Raw genomic sequence first — 15,158 nt, 5'->3', positions numbered from 1 at the left:
GCTTGGGCGTGAATGCAACATTATCGCAGGTTTTGACCGGCGTCCGGCAGCGCAGCAAAGTTTAAAAATTGGCAATTACCCCGCCTCCCCCGAAGGGAAAGCACAGCGATGGGTGTCTGTTTGTTACAATGGATCATACATAAAAATTCCGCAGCCATCTCTCTGCTAAAGGCGACCCATCATGAAGCGCACTTCCCTCCTCTGGCCTGCCCTGCTGCTGACGCTCAGCGCCCACACGGCATTTGCGCAGTCGACGCCGAGCCAGGCGCCGCCAAAAATGGAAAAACTGGAAGAAGTGACCGAAGATCCGGTCACCATCAGCGCCAAGCCGGCGGAAACCAAGATTACCGAACGCCGCGATAACAGCGGCAATGTGGTCGAAGCCACCGTCAAAAGCGGTCCCAGCACTTATATCCTGCGTCCCAACCACCCGGTCGGCACCTCCGTGCCGGGCGACGCCATGAGCGGCGCCCCGCGCGGCGCGCAATGGACGCTGTTCGAATTCGACCTCGGCAAGAAAAAGAAAGCACCGGAAGACGACGCCGCGTCGGACAACAATCCACCGCCACAACCGCCTCCGGCCAAATAAACCACCACGGAACTACATACTTTTCACATGGCAGTCTTTACCCCGGTAGCGCTGGACGATGTCGCCCAGTGGATCACCCAATTTCCGCTCGGCAAAGCGCTTGAGCTCAAAGGCATCAGTTCCGGCATTGAAAACAGCAATTTCTTCCTGACGACAGAGCACGGTGAGTATGTACTCACCATCTTCGAAAACCTGTCGTTTGAACAACTGCCGTTCTACCTCAACCTGATGCGCCACCTGGCCGAGCGCGGCGTGCTGGTGCCGGCCCCGGTAGCCAATGACAAAGGCGAGTTGATCGTCGCCCTGCACGGCAAGCCGGCTTCCATCGTCAGCAAGCTGGAGGGCCGTTCGCAAATGGACCCGCAGCCGGTGCATTGCGCCGCCGTCGGCGCCATGCTGGCCAAAATGCATCTGGCCGGCCAGGATTACGCCTTGCAGCAGCCCAACCTGCGCGGTCTGGCCTGGTGGCACGCCACCACACCGGAAGTGCTGCCCTTCATCCCCGACCAGCAAGCGCACCTGCTGCGGGCCGAAGTGCACTTCCAGGACGCTTTCGCCGCCTGCGACATCTACAAGCAGCTGCAAACCGGCCCGGTCCACGCCGACCTGTTCCGCAACAACGTGATGTTTGACGGCGAGCGCCTGACCGGCTTCTTCGATTTCTACTTCGCCGGCTGCGACACCTGGCTGTTCGACGTCGCCGTCACCGTCAATGACTGGTGCATCGACCTCGACACTGGCGTGCTGGACACCGCACGCGTGCGCGCCCTGCTGGACGCTTACCACGCCGTGCGGCCGTTCACCGCCGCCGAGCACACCGCCTGGCAGCCGATGCTGCGGGCCGGCGCGCTGCGCTTCTGGCTGTCGCGCCTGTATGATTTCTACCGTCCGCGCGAAGCCGAAATGCTGACGCCGCACGATCCCGGTCACTTTGAGCGCATCCTGCGCGAACGCATCGCCACCCCGGCGCCAGGACTGTTCTGATGGAAAAACTTCCCGCACGCGCAGGCTGGCAATGGGTCAAACAGGGCCTGCACCTGTTCCGCCAACAGCCCGGTGGACTGATGGCGCTGCTGTTCATCTGCATGTTCTCGTCGTTCTTCATCCTGCTGCTGCCAGTGTTGGGGCAGATCGTCTGGTGCGTGATGATGCCGCTGTTCAGCATCGCCCTGCTGCAGGGCTGCGCCGAGGTCGACCAGGGCCGGCGCGCCATGCCGCACCTGCTGCTGGTGGGCGTGCAGTCGCCGATGCGCAAGCAGCTGTTGCTGCTCGGCGGCATCAACTGCGTGCTGATGGTATTGGCGATGGTGGCGATCTACAGCCTGTCCGGCGACGCCATCAACGCCTTGCGCGAAGCGCAGGCCAAGGGCGCGATCAAGCCGGACGATGTGGAAGGTCTGTTCAGCGGCATGCTGGCCGGATCGGCCATCTACATCATCGGCTGGCTGCTGATGTCGTTGACGGCGCCGCTGGTTTTCTGGCAGAAGATGGCACTGACCAAGGCGTTGTTCTTCAGCGTGGTCGGCGTGCTGCGTGGCATCAAGGCGTTCGTGGTCGCCGTGATCGCGCTGCACCTGATGTACTTCGTCGGCGTGCAGCTGGTGGTGCTGGTGCTGGGCATATCGAGCCTGACCGTGGCCGCCATCTTCACGCTGTTCCTGATCTCGCTGGTGCTGGTGCATTGCATGCTGTATGCCGCCTACAAGCAGATATTCGGCACGCCTCCGGCGCTGCCGGAGGTGATCGACCTGAACAAGCCGCTCTAGATTTTCTCCAGCTTGGCGATGCTCAGGTCCAGCACTTTCATGCCGGCGCTGCCGAAGTTGATCTGAGCGCGGGCGTTATTGCCGCTGCCTTCGATATTCACGATCACGCCCTCGCCGAACTTGGCGTGGGCCACCGATTGGCCCAGCCGCCAGCCGGTGCTGGCCGCCAGCGCCTTGCTGGAAATTTGCTGCGCCAGCGCCTTGTCCGAACCCACCAACGGCGCTTCGTCCCAGGCCGACTTCTTGGCGCCGAACCAGTTCGGCTGCACCTTCGGCGTCAGCCACTTCAGCGACTCTTCCGGCAACTCTTCAAAGAAGCGCGACTTCATGTTGTAGCGGGTCTGGCCGTGCAACATGCGGGTCTGCGCGAAGCTCAGGTACAGACGCTCGCGCGCGCGCGTGATCGCCACGTACATCAGGCGGCGTTCCTCTTCCACGCCGTCGTGCTCGCGCGAACTGCTCTCGTGCGGGAACAAGCCCTCTTCCAGACCGGTGATGAAGACATTGTTGAACTCCAGCCCCTTGGCCGAGTGCACCGTCATCATCTGCACCGCTTCCTGGCTAGCGGCGGCCTGGTTGTCGCCGGCCTCCAGCGAGGCGTGCGACAGGAAGGCCGACAGCGGCGACATTACGGTCGACAGCGGCGCATCCGCATCCAGGATCTCGATACCATCCTGGTTGATGATGGCGTCGCCAGCCTGCGCCTGCGACTGCGGGCCCAGATGCGCCGGCGAGCCCTGGCCGTAGCCCTCTTCCGACAGGAACTGGGTGGCGGCGCTGACCATCTGCTCCAAGTTTTCGATGCGGTCGGCGCCTTCTTTTTCGGTGGCGTAGTGAGTAAGCAGCGTGGATTGTTCCAGTACGATGCGCACCAGTTCCGGCAAGGCCATCTGCTGCGTTTCAAAGCGCACGCCTTCGATCAGTTTGACGAAGCCTGACAGCGACGTGCCCGCCTTGCCGGTGATGTACGGCACGGCGGCGTACAGCGAGATGCGGTACTGCTCGGCAGCGGCCTGCAGCGTCTCCAGCGTGCGGGCGCCGATCCCGCGCGTGGGGAAATTCACCACGCGCAAGAAGGCCGAATCGTTGTGCGGGTTGTCCATCAATTGCAGATACGCGATGGCGTGCTTGACCTCGGCGCGTTGGAAGTAACGCAGGCCGCCGTACACATGGTACGGAATGCCGGCCGAGAACAGCGCATGCTCGATCACGCGCGACTGCGCATTGGAGCGGTACAGCACGGCGATCTCGCTACGCGATGCGCCGTCATGGATCAGGTTCTTGGTTTCTTCGATAATCCACGATGCTTCGGACAGGTCTGAATTGGCTTCGTAGACGCGCACCTGCTCGCCGTGGCCGGCGTCGGTGCGCAGATTCTTGCCCAGGCGCTTGCTGTTATTGGCGATCAGGATGTTGGCCGCGTCCAGAATGTGGCCGTGCGAGCGGTAATTCTGCTCCAGCTTGATCAAATTCTTGACGTTGAACTCGCGCTCGAACGCGCTCATATTGCCGACGTTGGCGCCACGGAACGCATAAATCGACTGGTCATCGTCGCCGACGGCAAACACCACGCCGCCACGCTGGGTGCCGTGACCCGCCAGCAGCTTCAACCACTTGTACTGCAGATCATTGGTATCCTGAAACTCATCGACCAGAATGTGCTGGAAGCGCTGCTGATAATGTTCGCGCAACGGCTGGTTGCGCAGCAGCAGTTCATAGGTGCGCAGCAACAGTTCGGCGAAATCGACCACGCCTTCGCGCTGGCATTGATCGTCGTACAGCTGGTACAGCTCGACCTTCTTGCGCTCGTCGGCGTTGTAGGGATCGATCTTGTCGGCGCGCAGGCCCTGGTCCTTGGCGCCGTTGATGAAGTACATGATCTCCTTCGGCGGAAACTTCTCGTCATCGACGTTATTGGCCTTCAACAGGCGCTTGATGGCCGACAGCTGATCCTGCGAATCGAGGATCTGGAAGGTCTGCGGCAAGGCGGCGTCGCGATGGTGGGTGCGTAGCAGGCGGTTGCACAGGCCATGGAAGGTGCCGATCCACATGCCGCGCGTATTAATCGGCAACATGGCGGACAGACGGGTCAGCATCTCCTTGGCGGCCTTATTGGTAAAGGTCACGGCCAGGATACCGGAGGGCGACACTTGACCGGTCTGGACCAGCCAGGCGATACGGGTGGTCAGGACACGGGTTTTACCGGAACCGGCGCCCGCCAGGATCAGGGCGCTCTGCGCGGGCAAGGTGACAGCGGCGAGCTGTTCCTCGTTAAGGTTGTGGAGAAGATTTTGCATCCCGTGATTATACCGGGATGCAAAATTCGCAGTTCAAGCGGATGGTGCGGGAACGGCTTTGCCGTTTTGCAGGGATTCCTGCATCAGCGCTTGCATCGCGCGTTCGGCTTCGCGCACCGCGTCGGCATGCTTGGCGCTGAGCTCACCCATACGCGCACTCAGTTCACCCATCGGACGGCTGGCGGCGGTCATTTGGTCATGCAGCGCTTTCATCGGCCCTTCCTGTTCATGCAGCTTGCTCATTTTTGCGTTCAGTTCGCTCTGGCGCTCGGCCATCTGCTTTTGCAGCGGCGCCAGTTGCGCCTGCAGGAGCGCTTGCTGCGCTTGCAACGCACGTAGCTTTTCCGGGGTGCGGTCGTAGGCCATATCGCGCGCGGCGTCCTCAACGCGGCGGGAAATTTTTTCCTGGGCGCGCGCCAGCCGCTCGATTTCGCGCCGCTCACCATCCGCGTTGCGCACAGCCTGCTTGCCGATCTCAGCGCCCATAGCGCCGATTTGCTCGCCAATCGCGCTCATGATCTTCCCTTGCGCATCCATTTTCTTGCCCTGCTCCTCCAACTGGCTGCCGATGCGGTTAACCGGCATCCAGACTTCGTCCAGACGGGCCAGCATGGCGGGATCTTTGAGCACATAGGTTTTGTCGCCATCACGGAACCAGAGGAAATCGCTTTTCATCGTGGCCCGCAACTGCGCCACTTTGCGAATTTCCGCAGTGCTGGCCGCCACGGTCATGCTGTCGCTGCCGGCATGCACGATTGCGTAGGCGCTACGCTCTCCCTTCGGAGGCCGTGAACGCACCTCATCGCTCTTGATCCGCAGCACGCCTGTGTCTCCCGCCAGGCTGACCTTGGCGCCAATCACGCCCAGCAATGGCGATGGGGCGGCCGGAGCGGCGGGAGCGGCCGGAGCCGCCGGGGCGGCTGGGGCGGCTGGTGCGGCTGGCGCAGCTGGTGCGGCGGGAGCAGCCGGGGCGGCTGGTGCGATTTCTTCGGTCACCGACTCTACTGCCGCCACTGGCGCCACCGCTGCAACCGGGGCGACCGGAGAAACTTGCGCCACTAGCTCGGGTGCATCAGGTGCGTCAGGCGCATCCGGCACATCCGCGATAGCCGCCACGGCAGGCGTGGCAGGCGATTCCGCTTCCATCGGCGCGGCTGATGGTGCTGGCGCTGCCGGCGGAGGTGGGGCGGCGTGGGCATAGAACATGGCGCCGGCCGCCAGCAGGCCAGCCAGCGGCATGGCGATTTTCCAGCTGACCGGTTCAACATCGGGACGCAGCAGGCGTTTGATACGAGACATGAGATTTCCTCCGTGAGCCGCATGGGCTAATTGGGTGGTGTCGAACTGAAAGCGATCCAGTTGCGACAAGGCTTGCGCCAGCCTTTGCGGCTGGCCGAGCATACCCACGGCCAGGTCGTCGGCGATTTGTTCCCGCTCGATCCGTATCCTGCGCGATAGTGCCCAAACACTAGGGTGATAGAACAGCCCGATCTCAATCGTGCTTTGTATGAGGTTGACCAGGTAATCGTGCCGCTTGATGTGCGCCAGCTCGTGCGCCAGCAGCGCTTCCAGCAGATCGGCCGGCATGCCGGTGATCAGCGCGGTCGGCACCAGCACGATCGGCTTCCAGCAGCCGGCCGTGATCGGGCTGTCCAGCTTGTCGGCGACGCCCAGTCGTACGTGAAAATCGATGTCGAAACGGCGCGCCAGCTCGGACAAGCGGCGCTGCCAGTAAGGATCGGTGGTGTATTCACCCGGACGCGTGCGGTCCGCCACCCACTTGAGTCCGATAGCAAGGCGCAGCGCCATCAAGGCCGCGCCCGCCAGCCACAAGCCGACCACCCACGGCAGTTGCCGGCGTAACAGGTCTTTCAGACTGTCCAGCGCGCTATCGCTGATCAGGGCGCCGGCGCTATCGGTCGCGCCGGACACGGCCACGGTCTGCGCCGCGCCAAAACCGCCGCTGGCCTGCAGGTCGCTCAGTTGGAGAATGATGCTCGACAGCGGCAGCGCGGCACACAACAACATGCCGCCGCAGGCCACGGCGTAACGCGTCTGCGGACGCGCCTTGCGCAGCAGGTGCATGGCCAGCGTGACGGCCCAGCCGATCAGTAGCCCCTGCCAGATAAAATGCAGCAGTGCCCAGCCCACGGCGGACACGATAGCTGGCAGCAGGCTATTCATCGCCGCTGCCCGCCGAGAAATTGAGATTGAGATCCATGCCGCCCTCCGAGTCGATGGATGTAGAATAAATTATCTAGATTGCGAAGTCTAGAACTTTTTTTCTACATCCATCGGGGCACAGCTTTTAGTAGAGCACCACCGAGCGGATCGACTCGCCGCTCTTCATCAGGTCGAAGCCCTGGTTGATGTCTTCCAGCTTCAGGCGATGGGTGATCAGGTCGTCGATATTGAGTTTGCCTTCCATATACCAGTCGACGATCTTCGGCACATCGGTGCGGCCACGGGCGCCGCCGAAGGCCGAGCCCTTCCACTCACGGCCGGTCACCAGCTGGAACGGACGGGTAGAGATTTCCTGGCCGGCCGCCGCCACGCCGATGATGATCGACTTGCCCCAACCTTTGTGGCAGCACTCCAGCGCCTGGCGCATCAAGGTCGTATTGCCGACGCACTCAAAGCTGTAGTCGGCGCCGCCGTCGGTGAGCTGAATGATGTGGTCGACCACGTTTTCCACTTCGTTCGGGTTGATGAAGTGGGTCATGCCGAACTTGCGCGCCATTTCCTGGCGCGCCGGATTGATATCGACGCCGATGATTTTGTCCGCGCCAACCATCTTGGCGGCCTGGATCACGTTCAGGCCGATGCCGCCGAGACCGAACACCACCACATTCGCGCCCGCTTCCACCTTGGCGGTGAACAGCACGGCGCCGACGCCGGTGGTGACGCCGCAACCGATGTAGCAGACTTTATCGAACGGCGCGTCTTCGCGGATCTTGGCCAGCGCGATTTCCGGCACCACGATGTAGTTGGAGAAGGTCGACGTGCCCATGTAGTGATAGATCGGCTTGCCGTCGATGGAGAAGCGGCTGGTGGCGTCCGGCATCAGGCCGCGGCCTTGCGTGGAGCGGATCGACTGGCACAGGTTGGTCTTTTGCGACAGGCAGAATTTGCACTGGCGGCATTCCGGCGTGTACAGCGGAATGACGTGGTCATCTTTTTTCAGCGATTTGACGCCCGGACCGACGTCCACCACAATGCCGGCGCCTTCATGGCCCAGGATGGCGGGAAAAATCCCTTCCGGATCGGCGCCGGACAGGGTGTAGTAATCGGTGTGGCAGATGCCGGTGGCCTTGATTTCCACCAGCACTTCGCCTTCGCGCGGGCCGCCCAGTTCGACTTCTTCAATCGTCAGGGGCTTGCCCGCTTGCCAGGCAACGGCTGCTTTGGTTTTCATGATGTTCCTTTCGCGTTGGAACATCATGATAACAAATCAGTCGTGGAAAGCGTCCACCACTTTACGCTGGCCCAGCATGAACGCGTCGGCCACGTGACGCAGCGGCGCCACGTCCACGTCGGACTTGCCGGCGCGGATGAGTTCAGCGAAGCGCTGGTACAGCGACGGATATTCGGCTTCCTTGGCCAGCGTCTGCTCTTCGCCGTTGATCCACAGGCGCGAGCCGCCGTCGGCAAGGCGCACTTCTCCTTTTGCCGTGGTGACGATGATGTCCCAGCTTTGCTTGCCGGTCTGGCGCCAGTCGAACTCTGCGTGCACCTTGACGCCGTCGGCATCCTGGAAGTGCAGGTCGGCGCCGATCGGCGCGTCGCGGTTTTCCGGGAATTCCAGGGCGGCCTTGGTCAGGAACACGGCCGACGGCAGGATTTCGGTGACGATCGACAGCGCGTTGATGCCCGGATCGAACACGCCCAGGCCGCCCGCTTGCCAGATCCAGTCCTGGTTCGGGTGCCACTGGCGCACGTCTTCTTTCCAGATGACGTGCATCGCGGTCGGCTTTTCCCCGGCCAGATAGGTCTTGGCCGGCTGCACGCCCGGTGCATAGCGCGAGTGCCAGCTGGCGAACAGGCTGACGCCCTGCGCGGCGGCGAACGCTTCCAGGTCGGCCACTTCCGACAGCGTGGCGCCCGGCGGTTTTTCCAGGAACACGTGCTTGCCGGCGGCCAGCGCGGTGCGCGCGGCGGCGTAGCGGTATTGCGGCGGCATGCACAGCGACACGGCCTCGATCGATGGATCGGCCGCCAGCATGGCTTCGATGGTCGGGAAGCTTGGTACGTTGTCGATGGTATTGTTGCGGCTGGCCGTCGCGACCAGCGCGTAGTCGGCAGCTTGTCCGGTGATGGCTGGCAAGTGCTGGTCGTAAACGATCTTGCCGACGCCGACGATGGCGAGTTTGATAGGTGACGTCATCTGGGTATCCTGATTGAGTGAACCGGCAGACTATCATCTCAGCCAGTCACGCAACAAGGTCAGGACGACGTCATCCTGTATTTATTATCAATAACGCGATTATTGGGGTTCAACCGGCATCGCAGGGCCGATGCCCAGCAGGTCGGACACGGTGCGCCACAGCTGGCGCGGCGAGGTCCACGGCTTGGGCAGGAAGGCGCTGCCGGCGTTGTGGTGTTCCGGATGGCGCGCCGAGTACATCAGTACCCGCGTGTCGGGCTGGTGCACACGCACCTCGGCCAGCAGGTCGACGCCGTCGCCGTCCGGCAGGTCCGGGTCGAGCACCACCAGCGCGAACTTTTCGCTGTGCAGCAGCGTCAGCGCGGCGGCCAGCGTCGGCACATGGGTGACCTGGGTTTCAGGCACCAGCAGCGCGGTCAGCACCAGCGCGGCGTCGTGGTCGCTGTCGACATGCAGCACGCGCGGTGCGGCGGCAAAGATGGAAAAACCGATGGCGCCGCCCGTCTCTTCGGTAAACGGACGATAGGTACTTGTAGGGTGATCGTTGGTCATGGCTGTCTCCGCTTGGTAAGCTAAATGCAAGCTCGGCGGAGTTGGGCCGAAGAAATCAGATGTGGCGCAGGATGAGGCGACCAGTGAAACGACGGGCGCGAATAGGGCCCTGCCGCTGCTGAGGCGGGCGGATGGGTTATCCGCCGCTCAGACCATAGTGTATAACAAAAGTACCGCAGGGCAAGAAAAATTACCCTGAGCGTCTACTTTTTGAGACGGCTGTTGAATGCAGCATGCAAGCTGTTGAGGGTCTCTTCGGCCGCCAGCAGCTGGTCCGCCACCTCGTTGACCTTGCGCCGGTTGGAGCGGGCGTGGTCGCGCAGCACCTCAAAGGCGGTGTTGCGGTCGGTCTGGAATTTGCACATCAGCAGGCCCACCGCCAGGCTGGTTTCGCGGCCGGCGGCCAGCGCCGCATTCAGGTTGAGCTCGGTACGGCGCAGCTGACGGATCTCGTCGGCGCGCGCCAGACCCGCGGCAAACGCCGGCATCAGCTGCTTTTCATCAACCGGCTTGACCAGGAAGCCGACCGCGCCATACGAGGCGGCCTGCTTGCCGGCGTCGGCATCGCCGCGTCCGGACAGGAACATGAACGGCACCGAACTGGTGGCGTGCAGCTGTTTGGCCAGTTCCAGGCCATTCATACCGGGCATATGGATGTCCAGCAGCGCCAGGTCGGGCTCGCGCTGGGCGATGGCTTGCAGGGCTTGTTCCGCAGAAGAGGCTTTGGCGACGTCATAACCGGCGTGGCCCAGGACTTCGCCAAGGAAGTCGAGCAGCAGAGGATCGTCGTCGACAATGAGGATCAGACGCTTAGGATTGGCGGAAGTTAAAGGCATAGGGGCGGCTACCTCAGGCAATTGTGACGATTCCATTATAAAGCGGAAAACCGTCCGCACTCCAAGCGTTTTATTGCTGGACGAAAAGCGTATGAAACTGGCCGACTGCCTGCGCCACACTTTCAGCTTGATAGACGCTGCTGATGGCGGCCACCATATTGGCGCCACGGGCCACCAGCGGAGCGGCGTTTTGCGGGGTCATGCCGCCGATGACCACGGTCGGTACGCGGATCAGTTCGCGGGCCTGGTCGAGGATGGCCGGCTGGGTGGTGACCGCGTATTGCTTGACCCGCGACGGGTAAAAGCCGCCAAAGGCGACGTAGCTGGCGCCGGCGTCCTGCGCGTGCAGCGCGCGCGGCATGTCGCCGTAGCAGGAAGCGCCGATGATTTTTTGCTGGCCCAGGCGGTTGCGGATCGCGGCGACTTCGGCATCGGTGCCGCCGAGGTGGACGCCGTCGGCATCCAGCTGTTCGCATAATTCCACGAAGTCGTTGACGATGAAGGGCACGTTGTGGCGGCGGCACAGCGCCAGCAATGCGGCGGCCTGTTCGGCGCGCTGGTCGGGGCCGGCTTCCTTGTGCCGGTATTGCAGCAGCGCGATAGGGGCGGCTTGCAGCGCCTGTTCGGTCAATTGCAGCAGGCGGTCGGTGTCGTCCCAGTTGGGGGTGACGAGGTAGAGTCCTTGCATGGTGATTTCCTGATTATCGTAAGGGGATGCGCTGACCGGGGGCGATGGCGTAGGCATCGCGCAGCGCGTGGTAGACATAATGCTGGGCATGTTCCAGCGCCACGGCGGTGGGCAGGCCCAGCGCGAGCTGCCCGGCGATGGCGGACGCCAACGTGCAGCCGCTGCCGTGAAAGGCGCCGTCAATGCGCGGCCAGCGCCATGTGCGATGCTGCGTGCCGGCGTGGCCGGGCGCCAGCGCCGTCGGCCCGCCGGCGGAGTCGTCGCCCAGACGGCTGGACGCATCGGCCGCGCCGGGGCCGTACCAGCGGTTGATGACCTCATCGCCATCGCCATGGCCCCCGGTGATCAAAATGTGGCGGCAGCCGCGCGCGCGCAGGGCTTGCGCTTGCGCGTCGGGCTGGTTGGCGTCGCTGAGGGCTTGCGCTTCCGGGGCGTTGGGCGTCAGCACGGTGGTCAGTGGCAGCAGTGGCGCCAGCGCCTGCACCGCGTCGTCACGCGACAGCAGGTCGCCATGACCGCTGGCCAGCACCGGGTCCACCACCACCGGCAGTTCCGGGCGCGGCATCGTATCGCCACGCGCGCGCAGCCACACGATGAACTCCGCAATCGCCTGCGCGTTGGCGGCGCTACCGGTGATGCCGATCTTGATCGCGCTGATCGCCATCTTGCCGGCCAGGGCCTGCGCCTGCCGTAACACCAGCTCCGCCGCCACCGGCTGCACGTGGTACACACGGTCGTTGTCCTGCACGGTGAGCGCCGTGCAGACCGTGAGCCCATGCACACCCTGCCCTGCCATCGCCTGCGCGTCCGCCGTCAATCCGGCGCCGCCGGACGGATCGAGCCCGGCAAACACCAGCACACAGGGACGCGCATCGACGCCACTCATGCCACTCATGCCAGTCGGCCCGCCATCGGCGATGACGGCGACGCCGCAAACTTGCGCGCGATCCGCCCCGCCAGATAAGCCTCCCGGCCCGCCTGCACGCCCAGCTTCATGGCGCGCGCCATGCGCACCGGGTCCTGCGCGCCGGCGATGGCGGTGTTCATCAGCACCCCATCGCAACCCAGCTCCATCGCAATCGCCGCATCCGACGCCGTGCCGACGCCGGCATCCACCAGCACCGGCACCTTGGCCTGCTCAATGATCAGCGACAGATTCCACGGATTCAGAATGCCCATGCCGGAGCCGATCAGCGAGGCCAGCGGCATCACCGCCACGCAGCCGAGATCCTCCAGCATGCGCGCCTGGATTGGATCGTCGCTGCAATACACCATCACATCGAAGCCGTCTTTGACCAGCTCCTCCGCCGCCACCAGCGTTTCAGGCATATTGGGGAACAGGGTCTTCTCGTCACCCAGTACCTCCAGCTTCACCAGCTTATGCCCGTTCAGCAGCTCGCGCGCCATTTGCAGCGTGTAGATTGCGTCCCTGGCGTTGTAGCAGCCCGCCGTATTCGGCAGGATGGTGTACTGCGACGGCGGCAGCACATCCAGCAACGACGGCACCTTCGGGTCCTGGCCGATATTTACGCGGCGGATCGCCACCGTGATAATTTCCGCCTCGGCGGCGTCGGTCGCCTCGCGGGTCTGTTGCAAATCCTTGTACTTGCCGCTGCCCACCAGCAGCCGCGATTGATACGCCTTACCGGCAATCGTCAACACATCACTCATCTCAATCTCCATTTAGCCGCCACCGATAGCGCGCACGATATCCACTTTGTCCTGCGCTTGCAGTACCCACGCCGCCCATTGCTGGCGCGGCACCACGTTGCGGTTGACCGCCAGCGCCAGCGCCTGGCCGCTCAGGGCCAGCGCATCGATCAATTGATCCAGCGTCTGCTGCGGCGGCACGCGATGCGGCGCGCCGTTCAATTCAATCTCGATCATGATTCACGCCTTGGTGTACAGCTCTGCGCCGTTCTTGATGAACTCCACCGCTTTCACCTGCATGCCGTTCTCCGCATACGCGCGCACCTCCTGCGTGATCTTCATCGAACAGAAATGCGGTCCGCACATCGAACAGAAATGCGCCACCTTGGCGGAATCCTTGGGCAAGGTCTCGTCATGGAATTCGCGCGCCTTGTCGGGGTCGAGGCCCAGATTGAACTGGTCGTCCCAGCGGAATTCAAAGCGCGCCTTGGACAGCGCGTTGTCGCGAATTTGCGCGCCCGGATGGCCCTTGGCCAGATCGGCCGCATGCGCCGCGATCTTGTACGTGATGATGCCGTCCTTGACGTCGTTCTTGTCCGGCAGTCCCAGATGCTCCTTCGGCGTCACGTAACACAGCATGGCCGTGCCGTACCAGCCGATTTGCGCCGCGCCGATGCCGGAAGTGATGTGGTCATAGCCCGGCGCAATATCGGTGGTCAGCGGCCCCAGAGTGTAGAACGGCGCTTCGTGGCACTGTTCCAGCTGCAGGTCCATATTCTCTTTGATCAGCTGCATCGGTACGTGGCCCGGACCTTCGATCATCACCTGCACGTCGTGCTTCCAGGCGATCTGCGTCAGTTCGCCGAGCGTTTTCAACTCGCCCAGCTGGGCCTCGTCGTTGGCGTCGTAGATCGAGCCGGGACGCAGGCCGTCGCCCAGCGAGAACGAGACGTCATACGCCTTCATGATCTCGCAGATGTCTTCAAAGTGCGTGTACAGGAACGATTCCTTGTGATGCGCCAGGCACCACTTGGCCATGATCGAACCGCCGCGCGAGACGATGCCCGTCATGCGCTTGGCCGTCAGCGGCACATAGCGCAGCAGCACGCCGGCGTGGATGGTGAAGTAGTCGACACCCTGCTCCGCCTGTTCGATCAAGGTGTCGCGGAAAATCTCCCAGGTCAGGTCTTCGGCCTTGCCGTTGACCTTTTCCAGCGCCTGATAAATCGGCACCGTGCCGATAGGGACCGGCGAATTACGGATGATCCATTCGCGCGTTTCGTGAATATGCTTGCCGGTCGACAGATCCATCACCGTATCGCCGCCCCAACGGATCGACCAGGTCATCTTCTCGACTTCCTCGCCGATCGACGACGTCACCGCCGAGTTGCCGATATTGGCGTTGATCTTGACCAGGAAATTGCGGCCGATGATCATCGGCTCCACTTCCGGGTGGTTGATGTTGGCCGGGATGATGGCGCGGCCACGGGCGATTTCCGAGCGCACGAATTCGGCCGTGATCTCATCGGGGATGCTGGCGCCGTAGTTCTGGCCCGGATGCTGGCGGCCCATCAGCTCCGCCAACCGCTGGCCCATCGGGCCGGAGGTTTTCAGGCTCTCGATGTACTCCTTGCGGCGCAGGTTTTCACGGATGGCGACAAACTCCATCTCCGGCGTGATGATGCCCTGGCGCGCGTAGTGCATCTGCGTGACGTTTTTGCCTGCGCGCGCGCGGCGCGGCTGGCGGTGCAGGTTGAAGCGCAGTTCCGCCAGCGCCGGATCAGCCAGGCGCGCCTTGCCGTACACGGAAGTCGGACCATCCAGCTGCTCGGTATCGTCGCGCTCCAGTATCCACGGCAGGCGTGGCGTTTCGGCCAGGCCGGAGCGGATGTCGATCTGCGCGGCCGGATCGGTGTATGGGCCGGAGGTGTCGTAGACGGTCACCGGCGGATTGGCCTCGAAGCCGAACGAGGCCGGCGTATCCGCCTGCGTGATCTCGCGCATCGGCACGCGGATGTCGGCCCGGCTGCCTTGCACATAGATTTTGCGGGAATGGGGAAGTGGCTGTATCGCTGCCTCGTCCACCGTGGCGGTGGCGGACACGAATTTCAGGTTGGCGTTCATTTGGCTCCTTTGTTGGGCTACAGGAGCCAGCAAAGGAGGTGGGACAACGGCGCGCGCATCAACATACGGGTGGCGGCACGGCATCCTGAGCTTCCCTTCGCTGGCATTATCCAGATCAGGTTCGGAGGGTATTTCTCACCCGCGCCGCGCACCTTCAGTTCGCGCGCCGCAGGACCCCTAGCGTTTGCCACCAATGCGGTGGCGCGACGATTATAACCATCTCCGGCGGAAAGTGGCAAAAATCCGACAGGCGTCCCGCTGGCGCTCAGGTA

Annotated in this window: 14 protein-coding genes and 1 riboswitch; of the genes, 3 read left to right on the top strand and 11 right to left on the bottom strand. The window is 63.0% G+C overall.

Annotated elements, in window-relative coordinates; translation table 11 throughout:
- The first annotated feature begins 181 nt into the window (after positions 1-181).
- The 3 genes from HH213_RS15830 to HH213_RS15820 are packed head-to-tail and all read left to right on the top strand — an operon-like array spanning position 182 to position 2,355.
- A complete protein-coding gene (locus HH213_RS15830) occupies positions 182-589 on the top strand; it encodes a hypothetical protein (RefSeq protein WP_169112845.1) in 408 nt (135 codons plus the stop codon).
- Positions 590-616: 27 nt separating this feature from the next.
- Entirely contained in the window at positions 617-1,573 is a 957-nt protein-coding gene (locus HH213_RS15825) for a homoserine kinase (protein ID WP_169112844.1), read from the top strand.
- Complete coding sequence (locus HH213_RS15820; RefSeq protein ID WP_110847367.1) at positions 1,573-2,355, top strand: BPSS1780 family membrane protein; 783 nt, start codon at positions 1,573-1,575, stop codon at positions 2,353-2,355. The genes HH213_RS15825 and HH213_RS15820 overlap by 1 nt, the downstream gene beginning before the upstream one ends.
- Here HH213_RS15820 and HH213_RS15815 read toward each other — a convergent pair.
- From HH213_RS15815 to thiC, 11 genes are all read right to left on the bottom strand, one after another.
- A complete protein-coding gene (locus HH213_RS15815) occupies positions 2,352-4,652 on the bottom strand; it encodes a UvrD-helicase domain-containing protein (RefSeq protein ID WP_110847368.1) in 2,301 nt (766 codons plus the stop codon). The two genes, HH213_RS15820 and HH213_RS15815, sit on opposite strands and share 4 nt — an antisense overlap.
- 33 nt (positions 4,653-4,685) lie before the next feature.
- The gene (locus tag HH213_RS30555) at positions 4,686-6,836 is read right to left on the bottom strand and encodes a M56 family metallopeptidase (protein ID WP_169112843.1); all 2,151 of its coding nucleotides are present in this window, start codon (positions 6,834-6,836) and stop codon (positions 4,686-4,688) included.
- A 124-nt stretch (positions 6,837-6,960) separates the two neighbouring features.
- Entirely contained in the window at positions 6,961-8,067 is a 1,107-nt protein-coding gene (locus HH213_RS15805; RefSeq protein WP_154356645.1) for an S-(hydroxymethyl)glutathione dehydrogenase/class III alcohol dehydrogenase, read from the bottom strand.
- Between the two features lie 36 nt (positions 8,068-8,103).
- Positions 8,104-9,036, bottom strand: a complete 933-nt coding sequence (locus HH213_RS15800; protein WP_169112842.1) for a Gfo/Idh/MocA family protein — start codon at positions 9,034-9,036, stop codon at positions 8,104-8,106.
- A gap of 99 nt (positions 9,037-9,135) precedes the next feature.
- Positions 9,136-9,588: a response regulator gene (locus tag HH213_RS15795; RefSeq protein ID WP_110847372.1), complete on the bottom strand. Its 453-nt coding sequence runs from the start codon at positions 9,586-9,588 to the stop codon at positions 9,136-9,138.
- Between the two features lie 203 nt (positions 9,589-9,791).
- Positions 9,792-10,424, bottom strand: a complete 633-nt coding sequence (locus tag HH213_RS15790; RefSeq protein WP_110847373.1) for an ANTAR domain-containing response regulator — start codon at positions 10,422-10,424, stop codon at positions 9,792-9,794.
- 70 nt (positions 10,425-10,494) lie between these two features.
- Complete coding sequence (gene thiE / locus HH213_RS15785; RefSeq protein ID WP_169112841.1) at positions 10,495-11,112, bottom strand: thiamine phosphate synthase; 618 nt, start codon at positions 11,110-11,112, stop codon at positions 10,495-10,497.
- A 13-nt stretch (positions 11,113-11,125) separates the two neighbouring features.
- Positions 11,126-12,007 (bottom strand): bifunctional hydroxymethylpyrimidine kinase/phosphomethylpyrimidine kinase, encoded by an 882-nt coding sequence (gene thiD / locus HH213_RS15780; protein WP_229263022.1) that lies wholly within the window; start codon positions 12,005-12,007, stop codon positions 11,126-11,128.
- Positions 12,004-12,783, bottom strand: a complete 780-nt coding sequence (locus tag HH213_RS15775) for a thiazole synthase (RefSeq protein WP_169112840.1) — start codon at positions 12,781-12,783, stop codon at positions 12,004-12,006. Before HH213_RS15775 ends, thiD begins: the two co-directional genes overlap by 4 nt.
- A gap of 12 nt (positions 12,784-12,795) precedes the next feature.
- Entirely contained in the window at positions 12,796-12,999 is a 204-nt protein-coding gene (thiS, locus tag HH213_RS15770; protein ID WP_169112839.1) for a sulfur carrier protein ThiS, read from the bottom strand.
- Between the two features lie 3 nt (positions 13,000-13,002).
- Positions 13,003-14,886 (bottom strand): phosphomethylpyrimidine synthase ThiC, encoded by a 1,884-nt coding sequence (gene thiC, locus HH213_RS15765; RefSeq protein WP_169112838.1) that lies wholly within the window; start codon positions 14,884-14,886, stop codon positions 13,003-13,005.
- 75 nt (positions 14,887-14,961) lie between these two features.
- Positions 14,962-15,075, bottom strand: a riboswitch (TPP riboswitch).
- Positions 15,076-15,158: the final 83 nt, after the last annotated feature.

Origin of the sequence: Duganella dendranthematis, assembly GCF_012849375.1 — a bacterium.
Taxonomy (GTDB): domain Bacteria; phylum Pseudomonadota; class Gammaproteobacteria; order Burkholderiales; family Burkholderiaceae_D; genus Rugamonas; species Rugamonas dendranthematis.
The sequence above is the reverse complement of the archived record's forward strand: the minus strand, read 5'-3'. Positions and strand labels throughout refer to the sequence as shown.